We start from the raw sequence: 16,529 nt of genomic DNA, 5'->3' as shown, positions 1-16,529 counted from the left end.
TACCTATTCATTTAACCTTGAGCTTCCAGTGCTTGTTTCAATAATGTTTGTAAAACATGTATGCGCTCGAATTCATCCATTTCTAATTCTTTTAAGGTGTGCTCTACATGCTTAATTCTTTTATCGGCATTGGCTTGCTCTACAATGCGAACTTCTTTTTTATATGACTGTAGTTGACCGTCATTACCTTCCAGGACGAGAGATACTAATTTAGTTTTTATCTCTTTTACCTGATTACCTGGCGCTGTATCGGACGATTTAACGACGCTTAAGAAGTCTTGAGCAAATTCACTAATCTTTGTTGATGCAGTAAGCAGCAGGCCTTCATTCCAACTTTGCTTACCACGGCCAATTACGATCTGAATCATGCTTTCTAGCCACTCAAGTAGACCTTCTTCGCTTTTTCCTAGCTCTCGAGCAAAAGCTTTCAGGCGAATATCTCCCGCTTTTTGTTCAACTAGCTGGCACATAGATTTAAGTTCTTTTCCGCTCTCTGGGAATAATGTTTTTACCTTTTGCTTGATATCTTTGAGCATCAACTCGTGCTTGCTACGCAATAGTTTGAAGTGATGCTCCAATACATCTACTTTTTGAGTAAACGTAAGCTCACTTTTAGGATCGAGGTATTTAGGTAAATCTACAATCAACAAAGCATGAGGATCGTTAGCTTGCAAGAACAGATCTCGAACTGAGATTAACTTCTTATTTTCAGTATAATCAGCGTCGAAGTCGTGCGCGTTCTTAACCCAATTAGGTAAGTTGTGCATAGTTGTAACTAACGGGCTAGCAACAGATAAAATATTATTTGTTACATCTCTGTTAGTTTCAGCTGCAGCAAATGAAGCTAAAAATTGCAGCCACTCTTGCTCTGATTTATCTAAAACAATGAATTTAACGGCTAGATCTTGTGGAGACTTAATTAACTTATGTACATAATCAACATCAGGCTCTGCGATAAATGCATATTCACCACCAAGATCTTTTTCATAAAAAGCAACTTTATCACCCAGTGATTTTAAGAATGCGAGTAAGAAAATCGGTGTAACACCTTGCGTAATCCCATAAGGTGTTTTGCTCCATAGAGAAACTATTTCTGATAAGCGAACGTTGCGACCTGAGTTTTCTATCAAGTAATCACTTGCTGCATCGAATAGGGCTTTTAGCTTCGGGTCAATATTAGCATCATGGTGCCAATGTTTTTCATTTTCAGCTTCAAACGTATGAATAGCTGTATTTTTTAGACAGCTAATATACATAGACATCTCTGGTGGATGACCAGTAATCCCCAGACTCTCTTCACCTTCTTGATCTAACATTGCTTCAAGCAATTTCTTTAGAGCGGAAACAGCAGTACCTGATAGCTTATTACGGTTCACAAGCTCGTTCATTATTACTGGAGTTGCATTGAATACTTTTTCTGCAGTGTCACTTACGATAGTACTCAATGTCTTTGTGTCACTTTTTTGCCCAAAGCAATACCAATCAGCATTACTAAACGCCTCATTGATGGCATTATCTAAAGCAATTTCGGCATTGATCAAGCGACCATTGTACTCTTTTTGAGCGACATTATCGTGCTGTAAAGTTGCGCCAATCTCCTTGTCTGATTTTATCAGCTCAAGTGCATATAGTTCTTTTGCAAGGGCGGTAATTTCATCAGAGCTCTTAGCGCTAGCTAGGATGAGGGTCGGATATTGTTTCGAAACGTCTTGTAGTTTTTTTTCATTAGTTTGGTTTAGTAGCAAAACCAAGTTTGCAAACTCACCTTTACGCTCGGCAATTAGGTGTTGTGCAAATTCATCATCAAAATTATCAGAGATAGATTGCTCAGCCCAACGCAAAGTGCCGACTTTGTGGTAGTAACCTTTTGCAATAATCTGCTTTGAGAAAACAATATGATTAATGGCTTCGTTACTCGTACCTTGCTGCTCAATTTTCTCTTCGATTAAACTTGGAATATCTAAGTCAGAGCCTTCAAATACGACCCATGAAGACAAGTGCTTACGGTAGATGATACAGGATGCATTTTTTAGACTGTGCAAATATTCATCCAATTCTTCCTGATCATGTACGCTTGAAGCTGCGAGCAGCATTTCTTCTGTTGCGGATAGGTTTGCCGGTTTTCCAAATAGAGTAATGAGTGCAATAGACTTCAGTATCTCAATTGCCTTCTCTGGTACTTGCTTTTTAGTTGCTTGGCGAATTGATTCTGTAGCTGCAGCCCAACCATGACCATCCGGAGAACCAAGGATTGCGTGCTCTAAGTTTACCTCTAGGTAATCCCAAAGGTGTTCTAGAGTATACCGAGCATCACGATTTACATTCTCTTTCAGAAACATCTGGAAGCTATTTTGCTCATGGGAGTTTAAGAAGCTAAACGTACTACGCTCGTTCTGACTGAATCGGCGCTTTGAAATTGGTCCAAGAATTAGAGCCGTTAAAGGGTGCAGAGGTACACATTGCTCGAGGCGCTGTTTCAACTGTTTCTTACGATCAGATTTATTTTTATCCAATGCTTCCAGTACTTGCTGGACGACACTATCATCTGAGTTGTCGATAGACTCAGAATGAGTGATAGACTTACCTATTAAAGCAACGGTTTCATCCGTTGAAACATTGTAAAGAATGTCATTATAACGACCTTGGATCTTCCCCCACTCTTCTTGGAGTTTTGTGCCACGATCTTTCGCGTACTCACTAAATGCTTGGTGAAGAAGACCAACAAAAATTACAGGTGTATCAATTCGGCCTAGTACCTCGGCTAAATCTTGAAAAAGGTGAAGTTCACCACGATTTTTGTTGATGAATTCAAGGCTTTTCCCCATTTCATCTGCAAGCAACAACACACCATCAACCAAGCTATTAGCTTCATTGAAAAGTGACTCCCAAGTCTCAATCAGATGAGACTCGCTTTTTATTTCCACTTTACTGTACTTGCTATGGAGCTGCTTTGTTGCAGAATGCTCCAAAAGAGCCTCAAGAGTGGCATCCCAAAATGTATTTACAGGGTTATTTACACCGCCAACGGAACGAATCTGTAGCCAACCTTTTGAATAAACAACGCTTTGATCTAGTAAATCTTTTGATTCCGAATTGATAACCTCAATGGCGGCATCTCTCACCTCTGCATCTTCATGCAATAGGCCTGTAAGGAGCAAGGCGATAGTAGATTTACCTGAACCATAAGGACCAGTCAGGGTGTATGCACTCTGACCAGTCTGTGAGTACTGTCTAAAGAGTGTTTCTAGAGCCGACTGTGCTGTACCGTGATACACTAGTCCTTGAAAGAACTCCGGGCTAAGATCGCTATCAATACGTGTAGAACGTTGTTGTCTGGTTGCGATTGAGTATTGTTTGATAAGCGTCACGTATTATTCCCCGTGATAGTAGTTTTCTAGGAACATCGCAGGATCTACACTCTGTAAATCGTCAAAGTTATGTTGCACTTGTCTTAGTCCTTGAGTGTCGGTCCAAGCAATATTACCTTTGCTTAGAATCTCCAATTCGTCTAATTTTTCACTCAACCCGCTTGTTGTTAAACGGAAAACACGTCCAGGAGAGCCTACGTCGTTTAGCAAAGAGTCGAATGATAAAGTGTTGTTATTATTTATTTTTTTACCATCACTATCGAGTTGCTTACGCATAATGTAATCGATCAGAGCATATCCAAAAACTGCCGTAGGTAGCGATTTATGTAGTGATAGTTCAGCACGATAATCTTTAGCCGACTCTTGTGAAATGAGTCCTAGTTCAGTGAAAGGTGAGGTAAAGCTATCTTCATTTACTTTGCCGGAAGCCGTAGTTTTAACGGCGTACATCTGAAACAAGCAGTCGATATCTTTTTTTAATGTTGCTTCAGTTAGATCTTTCTCATGATTCTCCAGTGACAATTGAATATCTTTTGCCAGTTGAAGCTTATCGATTCTTACGCCGTTGAAATAGTTAAAGAACCAGCGTGCAGTGTTCAGCTCAGCATTTTGACTATCTATTGATTGCATCAGCCAGTGAAGTAACCACACAGTTCCCGTATTATCTAAATATTCATCGAGCGCGTTTTCACCAACAAAAAGCCTCTCTGCTAGATCAGTCAGCTTATAGGTCTGCTTTTTTTTATCTGTGCATTCAACAAGGTTAAGTGCGCGAATCCAGTGTCTTACAGATAACACCATGTTCTTACCCATACCCATTGAAGTCATCTGTTCTTCGATGTTTTCTTTGCTAGAAAGAGAGTTGCCTTTGATAACTTCTTGAATTATTTTATAAATCCAACCATATCGGATCGGGAAGGTTTGATGTCCTGAGAACTTTAGACTGCTAGATTCGATTGACAATTTGTGTACCTTTGCTGTTTGGAGATTTTATCCAGTTTTAGATTCTACCCGTTTGAATCAAAACTTCTACAGGTAAGAAAAGCATTCTGCATAATTTTTTATGGTACCATGTTCGGCATGCATTTAAATTCATTTGGCGGAAATTGGTAAGAAATCAATAACCCTAGATGATAATCTTATGACCTTGGTCACTGTGTGGATGCATAATGTCTACTATTTTTCACTAAAAATCATTATCTTAGTGGACTAATTGTTAGAGTTACATAAATTACGACTACTTGTTGTTCAGCTATCATAGTCAGGTGTTTGAGAAAATTTTTATGAAAGAGTTAGCGAGTATCTTTACTGCAAAACCTAAATCAGTGTTTGATATGCTTTGTCAGGATGAAAAAACAGGCTTTTACATGCCTGCATATCAGCGTCCTTATTCATGGACAGACAGAAATATAAAAGACCTGTTCAATGACCTTGATAATGTTTATCGTCGACTTATTGAATTCGATGACGCAATCATATTCTTAGGCTCTTTGTTAGCTGTAAATGATGACGGTTCTGCAATATACCCTAAAGTAGAGAGACAGTACCCTTCGAGCATCAAGCTTGTGATCGACGGGCAACAGCGACTGACTACATTAACTATCATTACCTCAATACTAAACGAACAGTTGCAGTGCAAATTTTCTTATCTAAAAAATGATATAGAGAATAAACAGCATTCAGCTGACATGTATTCCGCACTTGAGCGACTTGAAGAGCTTGTTTTGGAAGCGATCTCTGACACAAGCAAGTTCGTTATTACCACATCTGCTCGCCATGATGTGTACAAATACCAACCCAAAATAATCCGATCACAAGTAGATTGTTGGGGCAAAGATGAGAAATCTGCACAGTACCAAAGTCCACTAGCGAACTTTTTGATCAAGTATCAAGCTCATATCATCGAACAATCTAAAACAACTAGATTTAAAGAATTTGATGAGAAGACACTTAAGTCCGAAGACAAGACTGAACAAAATGTTGTAGGTAATATCAAAGAAATACGAAAGCAGTTAAATCGAGTAATGGATGGTTTTTATTGTCCTAAATTAGATAAAAATTCGACGTCGAATGACTCTTATATTGAACTAAAGTCACTGAAAGTAGAGAACTTTAGAGAGAGTTTAGATTTTGTTGTTGATGATCTTCTTTATGATTATGCTTCCGAGTCAAAATACGTTAGTGAGTTGCTTTACCTGACTTCTTTTACCAAGTTTTTGTTAAATCGAGTGTGTTTAACTTACGTTGAAGTAAATAGTGAGTCTTACGCCTTTGATATGTTCGAAGCTTTGAACACTACGGGAGAGCCCCTTACTGCACTTGAAACATTTGTTCCGAAAATTATCGAACATATTCAAAACACAGAAGATGAAGAAGAGCGTGAGAATACTCTTAATAGTTTGAATTCTATTAATAGTCGTTTTGAAGGTATTACCAAACCAGCAGAGAAAAATAAGCTGACTAAGGCCCTCATTTTAGGTTACGTTCGCGCTTATGTAGGCAGTGCCAAAGTGACGCACCTAAGAGACCAAAGAGACGCTTTCCTTCAATCTTTCGCAAAATGTCCAGTTGCGCTGAGAAGTGACTATGTAGATCAGTTGTGCTTCACATCTGATTTTATTTTTGAATGTTGGCAGCCAATACAGCACTCCCCTCAGGTAAATGGCTTAGTTAAAGAGCCTGAACTGGATCTCGCAACTGTTTGTTTCCGTTATTTGACAGATATAAAGCATGATATTGTAATTAGCCTCTTAGTTCAGTTTGCTCTTAAAGATCAAAGAAATGAACGAAATGGTATAGAGTCTTCAGAGTTTCATGAAGCTTTAAAAGCTATCACAGCATTTAGTGTTCTTTGGCGTGCAATGAGCGGTGGTGCTGATGGTATTGATACAGTCTACAAACAACTACATGAAAGAACTTTAGAATTTAATGAGTCAGAATATCAACCATTTAAACTTCAAGACGGCTTTATCAACATTAAACTAGATGTTTTAAAGAAGTTCTTTGTACACAAACTAGAAGAAAAAATTGAAAAGAAAGAATCCGTACAAGTAAGCATAGTTGAGCAATGGCTTGACGTTTGTAGCTCTCAACTGCATCTAGCAAAACCAGGTAATCAAAAAATGCTTATTTTATCTGCATTTCATGGTATGGAATTTAGTGAGGGAAGTTTTGTTCGTTCCAACGAAGAAAGAAATAACTTCCTAAATCTTCCTATGTGGAACAAAATTTCAGAGAAAGACATGGTGGATACAGTTTTCTCCAAGAGCAAAGAAAACTTGAGTGAATGGAGTGCTGAACTTAGAGATATTGAAGTGAACCAGAAACTTGGTAACGTTTTGATTGATCCTCGAGGAACGCTAAAGCCAAAAGCCCTCTCTGGTTGGGAGCACTTAGCAGGAAGAATGCAAGATGCTCTTAACGATGATTTAATTGTGAACATCGATGAGTTCGTAGAAGCTAAGCATAGTACGGAAGGTGAGCTTCAGGCCGCTTCTCTAAAACTAATTCGAAAATACTCAGAAATTGTTTATTCACAACAGTGGAATGAGCAGGCGGTCAAACAAAGAACCATTGCGTTGTTAAACAATGCTTGGATTAACCTGCGTACTTGGTTGGATTAACGGGTAGATTTATGTTTAAAGATATTCAATGGAATTACACTTACTCAACTGAAGATGACAATATTTTAGCTGATTTTTATATTCCATTGATTTCTAGGTCTATTACTTATGATCGAGCTGTAGGCTACTTTTCAGCTGGAATACTGAACTATATTGGTGTTGGATTAGATAGCTTTATAACATCTAATGGTAAAATGAGGCTTATTATTGGCGAACCTCTTTCTGAAGAGGAATATATTGCTGTATTGGATGGAGAGAAAATCAAGCTAAACCAGCTTCAAGAACAACTTGCTAGTTTACTTTTAGAACGAAAAAATAACAGTTTAAAAACTTTATGTTATTTAGTTGCGACTGGAAAGCTTGAAATTAAGTTTGCTTTTCGTAGGCGTGGTATGTTTCATCAAAAGATTGGCATAGCGAAAGATATAGCATCTAATGTTATTGTTTTCGAGGGTTCTGCAAATGAGACTCCCAGTGCGTACAGTGATGATATAAACTCTGAGCAAGTTAGCCTTTACCCTAGTTGGACAAGTGCTTATGAATCCCACGGGAAAAAATATCAAGAAAATTTTGAAAATTTATGGAATAACTCAAAACCCAATACAAAAGTTATTTCCGTCACTAATTCTTTTTATAAGCAAGTTCAAGATAAGGTTGATCTAGAATATCTTTATAAAGAAATAGCTGAGTCTGAGAGTATAATAGATTGTGGTGAAATTAATGCTGAAAATGATCTTTCAGATGACTACCCTGAATTAGTATTTAGTTACACTTTTGACAAGGGGGTTCATGAGCCACCTCAGAAGTACTCTCCTTCAAAATTGATTAAAAGTATTGAACCGAGAACTCCAGAATTTATAGGGAGCAAGTCTTTTAAGTTGTTCCCTCATCAAAGGAAAGCCATTAATAGTTGGTTTAATAGTGATTGTGTTGGCTTGTTTAAGTTAGCAACTGGTTCGGGAAAGACGATAACGTCAATGTGTGCAATGGTAGAGTTGTATGAGAGTCGTATCAAACAAAGTAAAAGCACATTCGTGACTATATCTGTACCCTATATTGAGTTGGCAAACCAATGGGTAAAGGAACTCAAGAACTTCAACATTCACGCAATAAAATGTTTTGAGACAAGCTCTCAATGGACTAAAAAACTTGAGCGAGAAATTCAGCTATTTAATCTAGGCGATCTTAAATTTTGCTGTGTTGTTGCAGTCAATGCCACGTTTAGAAGTGAGTTGTTTCAAAGTTTGCTTGGCCGAATAAACTCTTCGGATCTTCTCGTTATCGGAGACGAATGTCATCATTTTGGATCTGAAAGTATGATGAAAGCTCTCCCTGACTCAAGATATCGACTAGGATTATCGGCGACGCCATTCCGTAGCGATGAAGACGAGCTAGACAGTCCATTCCCGGATATCGCTAGAAAAAACTTGTTAGAGTATTTCAACTCAATAGTCGCGGTCTATACGTTGCAGGATGCGATAAATGACGGGGTGCTTTCTAGTTATAGATACGATATCGTTCCTGTGTATCTTACTGAGTTGGAGCAGGAAGAGTATGACGAGCTATCTCAATCGATAACAAGGTTGGTACTCAAAAGAAAAAATGCTCCCCTTTCAAGTGATGAACAGATGTCTCTAACAACAATGTGTGGGTTGAGAAGTCGAATATTGGCTACATGCGCGCATAAAATTCCAGCCTTGATTAACTACTTGAAAGATATGAGGCAAGATAACCTGAAACATGCATTATTTTACGTGGGTGAGGGTAAGGCTCCGGGTACAGATGAACCTTATTTAGATTCAGCTACTAGAGCGTTGTTTTCTCTGGGGATAAAAGTATCTAAATTTACCTCGTCAGAAAGTAGCGAGCAGCGTAAGCGAATAATGGATGATTTTAAAGAGTGTATGATTGATGGCTTAGTCGCTATGAAGGTTCTTGATGAGGGCATTGATGTACCGGTGTGTCAGCATGCGTTTATATTAGCTAGTACAAGAAACCCGCGACAATATGTTCAAAGGCGTGGACGCGTACTAAGGAAAGCAAAGGGCAAAACGCAAGCTGAGATAATCGACTTTGTTGTACTTCCTAATCCCGATGTAGTTTCATCTTACGCTAAGCAATTGAAAAGTGCTGAAATGACTCGAGTTAGAGACTTTATGAATACAGCCTCTAATATTACCGAAATTCAAAAACGAATAGAGTATATTTAACCATGAGTTTTGATTTAGATAGCCTTAAATCTCTGTTTGATGAGATTGAAAAAGAAACAGAAGACCTGAAAGGTATATATTCAAATAAGTCGCCTGTTCATAAAGCTGCTTGTGAAATCATCGAACTTGAGCGTAGAAATTATTACGGTGACTCTCAAGAGTCTAGGATTCAAGGTAAGGTTAGAGATATTATTGATAAATATGCAGAAGAGATAAATAACCATGAAGTTGATTAGTATTGAGCTTAAGAACTTTCGTCAGTTCTATGGTAAACAAACTTTAGACTTTTCTACTGATGCACTCAAAAATGTAACCCTTATTCACGGCGAAAACAATGGTGGTAAGACGGCTTTGTTGAATGCTATGCGTTGGTGCTTGTATGAAGAACTGACAAAAAACCTTTTGGACAAAAAAGACTTAATAAATAAGCATGCAAAGGCAAAAGGTGAACTAAGTTTTCACGTGTTTATACAACTTGTTCATGATACTAAAATATACGAAGTTCGGCGCTTTATGAAAAATACTGGTAGGGTCGATTTTCGCGTATATCTCATAGAAAACGGGCAGTACACAGAACAAGCTCAACCACAGTATTTTATTAATACTATTCTGCCAAAAGAAATGTCTGGATTCTTTTTCTACCAAGGTGAAGGAGAGGGCACTTTAAATAGTGCGAATGATTTTAAGTACGTTACAAAGTCAATTGAAGAAGTTCTAGGCTTTACAGTAGCTACCAAAACGATTAAACATTTGAAAGCCGTAAATACTAAGTATCAAAAAACTCTTAAAGAGCTCGATACTTCAGGAGAGTCAGCTAGGCTCCTGAGGGATAAAGAACAAATTGATAAGCGTTTAACCGATGACATCAAGAAAGTTGATGAACTAGAGCATGAGGAAGTTAAACTCAACAAAGATATAGATGAGCTTACTAGGGTGATACTATCTTCGGACGTAGAGTCTGTTAAGAAGAAAGCCAAAGAAAGAGATATTGCTGAAAATAGCTTTAATCGCATTCAGCAAGAGAAAACCAAGCTGTTGAATGGCAAAGACATGAAATTAGCTTCCTGGTTTACTAATGCGTATACAGCGAAGCTAGAACAGCTTTCATTAGATGAAATTAATACAGAAGAACTTAAAGAAAAGTTGAAGTTCTCCGTAGATAGAAGGCTGCTTGAAGAAATATTTAGTAATGCTTCATGTATCTGTGGTAGTGAAGTTCATGAAGGCTCTGATGCTCATGCGATTTTAAGTAGTTTCTCAAAATATTCGGTTGACCCTGAGTTGAAAGTTAGGTGGAAAAGAACGCTAGAGTTGCATAATCAACTAAAGGGGCAGAGCTCTATGTCTTTCACTCATATGAGAGACTACCTAAATAGCATTAGTCAGTGTGAGAGAGATGAGGAAGAACAGAAAAATATAGTCAATGAACTGTCTGCGCAGCTGAAAAATATCAATATTGGAGATCTCTCTCAAAAAGAAGAACAACGAGATAGTTTAAAAGCTAAATTGAATTTCGTGACGCAACAGTTAGCAAGAAAGAAAAACTCTGTTCTGCAAGACAAGTTAGATATTCTTGATATCGATGAGAAATTGCACCGATTTTCAATGTCGCAGCCGCAGCTAGTGAAAGCAGAAAATCTGATTTCTGCTACCACTAAGATTCTCGAGTTATATAACTCTGAGTTGGCTAAAGCCTCAGAGGGCGTAGATGATATTCTTTTAAAGAAAATGCAGGATTTGTTTGCGAAAGTGGCATTCAATGGTTACACAGCAGCAAAAGACGGAAAGGGTGCTTGGAGAATAGTGGATGCGAATAATCAGCCAGTTGCCGCTGGTAATGGCTACCAGGCAATGTTAGCCATTTCTTTTATTGTAGCATTGATCGAGTTTGCGAAAGATAGAGCGACAAGCAGTCGTTATCTGTTAACACCTGGTACGATAGCTCCTTTTGTAGCAGATTCGATACTAGCTTTTATAGGCCCAGATAATGGTCGTGAGCTTGTTAAGTTTATTGCCAACTCGGTCGAGCAATGTGTGTTTATGTTTTCTCAAGCCCAGTGGACCGAATCCCATACAGACATCGGTTTAAGAGATCGAGTTGGAAAGGAGTACAACCTAGTTCAACACACAGTACTCACTGAAGATGAGTTTAAGGGGGCGTATCCAACCAAGTTGACAGTTGGTGAGAATCAGCATGATGTTGTCAGGTTCGCTAGTGAGTTTGACAAAGTGACTATCGAGGAGGTGCATTGATATGTCGGCTGAAACAGCATGGAGAGATTTAAACGTGTATCGAGATTCGAAGTATGACAATCTCGTCACTAGGTTTTGTAGTACTCGTACCAAAGCAACAGAGCAAGGTAGTCAGCAAAGTATCATCTTTAAAACAGTAAAAGAGCTAATGGTTTTTGCGGCTTTAATCGGGCTCGAAAACGAAAATTATAAGCCTATTTCTGGTGGCAAAAAGATACCAATAACGCTAGATACGTACAGTAGAACTAAACACGATGCATATATTTATCTAATAGCGTTAAGTAAAGAGCCGAGTTTAGATGTTCTTAAAAATGAAAATCTTCCTAATGCTATTAAGCATTTCGAAGCATACTGTAATGGTGGTCTAGAGATAGTAAGTAACTGGATTCTAGAAAACCTGAGTGAAGACATAGGTTCGAATACATTGTTCAATAGAGTTTTAGAACACCTTGCAGCAAACAATGACTAAATATTTTGATTATGCGGCATCAACACCGGTATCTACGGAAGCTTTAGAAGCTATGGCCTCTTGGCAAAATTACAACTTTGCCAACCCTTCTGCAGCTCATGTTGAAGCTGAAAAGGCCTCGAGTGCCATACAACAGGCTCGCGAATTAATTGCTGATAAAATAGCAGCTATGCCTAGTGAGATCATTTTCACTAGTGGAGCAAGTGAATCAAACAATTTGGCCATTAAAGGTCTTGCGTTTAAGCACTTAAATGAAAAAGGACATTTGATAACTTCTTCGATTGAACATAAGTGTATTTTGAATACTTGTGCTTACTTAGAGGAGCTTGGGTTTGAAGTTACCTATTTACAGCCTAACGTGGATGGGGTTGTTTCAGCGGAACAAGTAGAAAATGCTATAAGGCCTAACACTCTACTTATCTCAATACATCATGTGAACAACGAGTTGGGCACCATTCAACCAATTGAGGAGATAGGTGAAGTAGCGTTTGATCACGATATCCCCTTCCATACAGATGCAGCTCAGAGCTTTTGTAAGTTAGATATTGATGTAGATGATATGAATATCGATATGCTTTCATTGTCAGGGCATAAAATCTATGGCCCTAAAGGGATTGGTGTACTTTACGTTAGAGATGCTCGCGAATCTGAGCTAGTACCATTGATCCATGGTGGAGGCCAAGAGCTTGGCTTACGAGGTGGAACATCCCCAACCCCTTTAATTGTTGGTTTAGGGGTGGCAGTTGAACATTTTCCTTCCGAGGCATCTGATCAACAGATTGAGTTTGAAGATATAATAAGTAAATACTGTTTTAGCCGCAATGGTGGTGATAACGTTCTACCTACTACTTGGAACATTACGTTTGAAAGTGGTGATGAAGTGAAACTATTTACTAAAGAGCGAGACTGGCTAATTTCTCAAGGCTCTGCGTGTAATGCTATGTCTAACACTCCATCTCATGTTCTAAGTGCTATAGGCTTGTCAGAGGAAGAAGCTCGTCGTACATATCGTATTAGCTTACCCCCTTACAAAGTCTAGTTAACCAGCAGCCTTTAAAGTAAAGTTAGCGACTTGCTTTTGGTTTTTCTGCAACAATACATCGTATTCACTTCGATATAAGATAGCTTCCTTGTTCCAATTTATATCCATGAGCTTCGCCAACCTTTTGTCGAAGCTCTGTTGTTTCTTGTAGTTCTCGTGCTCGGTTGGCATATAAAGGTGCTTATTAAGCAGTGGCGGCCTGCGATCTTCATTAACGTAGTCGAAGAAATCGATGTCTTGCTCTGCCATCTTTATTTTTATGCGTTCTACTAAGAACGGCACGGATTTTTCAAAGTCATCATAGGCGGTGAGGGTGAGTTTCCCGGATGTGATATGAATTTTAATTAGGTCTATTTCTTCATCCAGTTCGCCATACATTTGCAGCCCTGCGCCTACGTAGACTCGTAGCAGTAATGGCAAATCATCAATATAGTCTCGATGTAGGATCAGTGAATGTCCTTCGTTGAGTAGGCTTGCTGGTAACTGGTTATGTGCTTTCTGGCACTGCTGCTGGATTAAGTCGATATCTGCAATCGCGAACAGTAATTCTGCAGCTAGGTTGATCGCGGTTTTGTAATCATCAAACAAGGCTTTGATGTCGCGCTTAAGGGGGTCTGGTTGCTGTGTATAGGGTTTTCTTTTCTCAAACAGTCCAATAGCAAAGTAGAGGAGAAGATCTTCTTTTCGGCTCTTTTCTGCTTGTTCAAACTCTTGGGTATCAAACATCTCTTGCAGCAAGTTGAACACTTTTTTGTGTGAGCCGATCAGCTCTCGGATTTTGTCAGAGTGTTCAAATTCGTCGTTGGCTGGAATACGCCCTAGCTCTAAGCAGGTATTCCAAAAGCTGTTGAACAAATCTTGATGCTGAGTGATAAGTAGCTTGGCTTTATCTTTAGCTTCTATAGGTTCTGGCGAAGTCAGTTGTTGCCACTTGTGGTGTCGTTTGTATTTACTCTGTAGGTATTGCTGTTCTTCGAGTTTGTCTTTGAATATATAGAAAATACCGGGCGCGACGGTAATTGCGTCTTCTTGAAGGCTTCTTTCTATGTATGCTTTGATCTCAGATTGCGCGTAGTACTTTTGGAAGGTGTTACGAGAGGTAATGACCCCATCTTTATAAGGTTTGAACTGAGCAATGTAGTTTTCGTTAGCCAGCATGACAGAAACCACCAGAAATTTATCTGCTAGCTCCCATGCGCCTAGTAGGGCATCGAGTCTTTCATCTTGATCTTCTATTACGTTAAGAACAAACCCTATGTTTACGATATCAGAATTGGATTTGTCGTTGTCGGGTTGAAAGTTCGGATCCCAACCCAGAGCGTCAAGGCCATGTGCTTCGAGCTCTCTTAAATCGTCTCCGCGGCCACAGCCATAATCGAAAATTGAGTGTTCGCCTTTTAAGTAACCATGTTTAACGAGAGTCTTCATTGGTGCAGAGAGTTCATGGCGCACGATGGCCGTTCTGTGCCTATCAATCCCAGCCTCTTCTTGCGTTGTCACAGAGGAGAATCGGAATAGTCGACCATCGACAAGCTCGTAACCATGGCGTGCTATTAGGTTTTCCCAAGAACGTTTAAAACCAATCAAACGGCTGTTTTCGTATAAGCCTGCATTCTCGCCTTCTTGTGTGAGTGAAATGAAGTGCTCGTAATATTCACTCGTTGGCAAAACCATGGTTTCTTTTCGATGTAAGATCGGCGGGTTTTCAGATTCGCGATAGCCTGTAATTTTGTGGCTTAGCTTAGAGAGGTCGACATTGAGACTTTGTTTTAATGCGGGATAGGAATCAGTATAAAAATCAGGGTAATGAAGAAGAGATAAACGGAACTCTTTTTTAAACAGCTTAACGAGGTTCCAGTCTTCTTCATTTAAGTTAACGGCTTTTGCTACGGCTGGAATGAACTGTGTTAATACTTTAGGCAATGCGCTGAATGCGTCTTTATGAAGATAAATAGCATCGGGAAGGTGTTTTCCAACTTTTATTTGAGAGGTAAGTTCAGTAAATAGCTCTTCGTTCATTCCTATTCCTTAGGTGTTTTTGAAGATTATAAATCATCAAACAATGCCTGTGTGGCGCTGCCTTTTACACTTTTTGTGTTTACGCGAAGCCCATCACTTCGGCGTTGTCGGATAAGGGCGTATTTCGAATTATCAGACCCAACGCTAATATGCAGAGGTTTATCTTTGCCATAAAAATAGAGGCGGTCGAACTCCAAATGCGTGCAGATAAATCGAGCGACCTCATCCATACGTTGCTCATACCCTTCAACATAAATATCACACGCAGCCCCATTGCGCTTACAGATACGGCTATCCCGGGAGTTGAGTTCCATAGAGGCATGTTGGTCAATATTGGGCGCCATATCTCCAGGGCTATTTTTCAATATCCACCTTAAAAGGGTATGGCTTGTATAACCATAGGTCACCGTTACTTCTCCTAGTGAGCGTTCGATAGGCTGTAAAATTTGAACCACTAAACACTGAAGCTCAGTGGCAGAAAGTTTATTAACCTTGTTGTCTCCTAAGTAATTAGGGTGCCGAGACTTATGCCAATCAATAAGCTTGTGGTGCATATTCTGTCCTTAGGGTTCTTGCTTCCTACTATATTTAACGGACGACGACAGCAAAATCAATGCAATTCGGGGGCTATGTATGTTGTTTATTCTTGCTTTACTCTGCATCTTTTTGTTGGGGTATCTTGCCCAAACTACGGGCCTTTGTATGGTGAGAGGAGTAAAGGAGGCAATAAACGGATCACCGATGTTCATCATCGCGATTGTGTTTAGTGGTTCGCTGGCTTGGGTTTCTATGGCTCTAGGTTCTGTCGTAGAAGGGCGGCTTTTATCCACTGCATTTTGGCCGAGTTTGTTCTCATTGCTTGGTGGCTTTCTGTTTGGTATTGGCGCGGCAATCAACAGTGGTTGTGGGGTTTCTACAGTGAGTCGGTTAGCTCGCGGCGAAGTGGTTATGTTGGCGACTATATTCGGTTGGTTTGTTGCTTGGTTGGTGTTTGCTCCAGTTTTGCCTTCGGAGTTGAAAGGAGCTAGGTTGGTACTGTCCGAATTTTCTAGATACGTATTCCTTGGAAGTATCTCGTTCACAATTGTGGTGAGTTGTTATTTCATGAATGCGGTAAATCGTAAGTTATGGTTATCAATGCTGGGGATTGGGTTAACGGCAGGCTTTGTATTCCTTTATGAACCACATTGGACGCCAAGTGGGTTGTTGAAATCTATGGGGACTTCACTCTGGCATGGAAGAGCTGAAGCTTGGCCAAGCAGTGAACGCTTTATATTGATGATCTCGCTGTTAGTTGGAATGGTTAGCGCCGCGTTATTTACTGGATCGTTTTCTTTGAGGCTGAGCTCTATACGTCGATTTGGCAAACACTTAGTTGCAGGGATGCTTATGGGCTTTGGAGCCGTAATGGCTGGTGGCGGGAATGATACTCAGCTGTTAGTGGCGATGCCAGTGCTTTCTCTAGCAGGTGGATTTTCTGTGTTGAGTATCATTATTGGCATATATACCGGAGTTAAGTTGATTCAAAGTCGATAGTTAGCGAAA

Annotated in this window: 11 protein-coding genes; 7 read left to right on the top strand and 4 right to left on the bottom strand. The window is 39.5% G+C overall.

Translation table 11 applies throughout. The features are described 5' to 3' along the window. Positions 1-11 precede the first annotated feature (11 nt). On the bottom strand, positions 12-3,368 hold the full coding sequence (locus OCW38_RS11575; protein ID WP_261894132.1) for a hypothetical protein: 3,357 nt from the start codon (positions 3,366-3,368) through the stop codon (positions 12-14). 3 nt (positions 3,369-3,371) lie between these two features. Then, positions 3,372-4,331, bottom strand: coding sequence for a DUF4007 family protein (locus OCW38_RS11570; protein ID WP_261894130.1), 960 nt, complete (start codon positions 4,329-4,331; stop codon positions 3,372-3,374). Positions 4,332-4,651: 320 nt separating this feature from the next. Between OCW38_RS11570 and OCW38_RS11565 the strand changes: the two genes are divergently transcribed. Genes OCW38_RS11565 through OCW38_RS11540 form a run of 6 tightly spaced genes read left to right on the top strand, consistent with a single transcriptional unit; the run spans position 4,652 to position 12,962 of the window. Then, positions 4,652-6,991 (top strand): DUF262 domain-containing protein, encoded by a 2,340-nt coding sequence (locus OCW38_RS11565; protein WP_146492997.1) that lies wholly within the window; start codon positions 4,652-4,654, stop codon positions 6,989-6,991. 11 nt (positions 6,992-7,002) lie between these two features. Continuing rightward, positions 7,003-9,201: a DEAD/DEAH box helicase family protein gene (locus OCW38_RS11560; RefSeq protein WP_261894127.1), complete on the top strand. Its 2,199-nt coding sequence runs from the start codon at positions 7,003-7,005 to the stop codon at positions 9,199-9,201. 2 nt (positions 9,202-9,203) lie between these two features. Further along, positions 9,204-9,437 carry a hypothetical protein gene (locus tag OCW38_RS11555; protein ID WP_146492999.1) on the top strand — a complete coding sequence of 78 codons (234 nt, stop codon included), beginning with the start codon at positions 9,204-9,206 and terminating at the stop codon, positions 9,435-9,437. Beyond that, positions 9,424-11,454 (top strand): AAA family ATPase, encoded by a 2,031-nt coding sequence (locus OCW38_RS11550; RefSeq protein WP_261894124.1) that lies wholly within the window; start codon positions 9,424-9,426, stop codon positions 11,452-11,454. Before OCW38_RS11555 ends, OCW38_RS11550 begins: the two co-directional genes overlap by 14 nt. Before the next feature lies 1 nt (position 11,455). After that, on the top strand, positions 11,456-11,923 hold the full coding sequence (locus OCW38_RS11545) for a hypothetical protein (RefSeq protein WP_261894122.1): 468 nt from the start codon (positions 11,456-11,458) through the stop codon (positions 11,921-11,923). Beyond that, a complete protein-coding gene (locus tag OCW38_RS11540) occupies positions 11,916-12,962 on the top strand; it encodes a cysteine desulfurase family protein (protein ID WP_146493002.1) in 1,047 nt (348 codons plus the stop codon). The genes OCW38_RS11545 and OCW38_RS11540 overlap by 8 nt, the downstream gene beginning before the upstream one ends. Here the strand turns inward: OCW38_RS11540 and OCW38_RS11535 are convergent, their stop codons facing one another. After that, positions 12,963-14,984, bottom strand: coding sequence for a DNA phosphorothioation-associated putative methyltransferase (locus OCW38_RS11535; protein ID WP_261894118.1), 2,022 nt, complete (start codon positions 14,982-14,984; stop codon positions 12,963-12,965). 26 nt (positions 14,985-15,010) lie between these two features. Then, positions 15,011-15,538 (bottom strand): hypothetical protein, encoded by a 528-nt coding sequence (locus OCW38_RS11530; protein WP_261894117.1) that lies wholly within the window; start codon positions 15,536-15,538, stop codon positions 15,011-15,013. A gap of 187 nt (positions 15,539-15,725) precedes the next feature. Here OCW38_RS11530 and OCW38_RS11525 point away from each other — a divergent pair, with 187 nt between their 5' ends. After that, positions 15,726-16,520, top strand: coding sequence for a YeeE/YedE family protein (locus OCW38_RS11525; RefSeq protein WP_261894115.1), 795 nt, complete (start codon positions 15,726-15,728; stop codon positions 16,518-16,520). Positions 16,521-16,529 lie beyond the last annotated feature (9 nt).

It is taken from the genome of Vibrio cyclitrophicus, from assembly GCF_024347435.1.
Classification (GTDB): Bacteria; Pseudomonadota; Gammaproteobacteria; order Enterobacterales; family Vibrionaceae; genus Vibrio; species Vibrio cyclitrophicus.
Note: the sequence above shows the minus strand (reverse complement) of the source record. Positions and strands in the feature narration are given on the sequence as shown.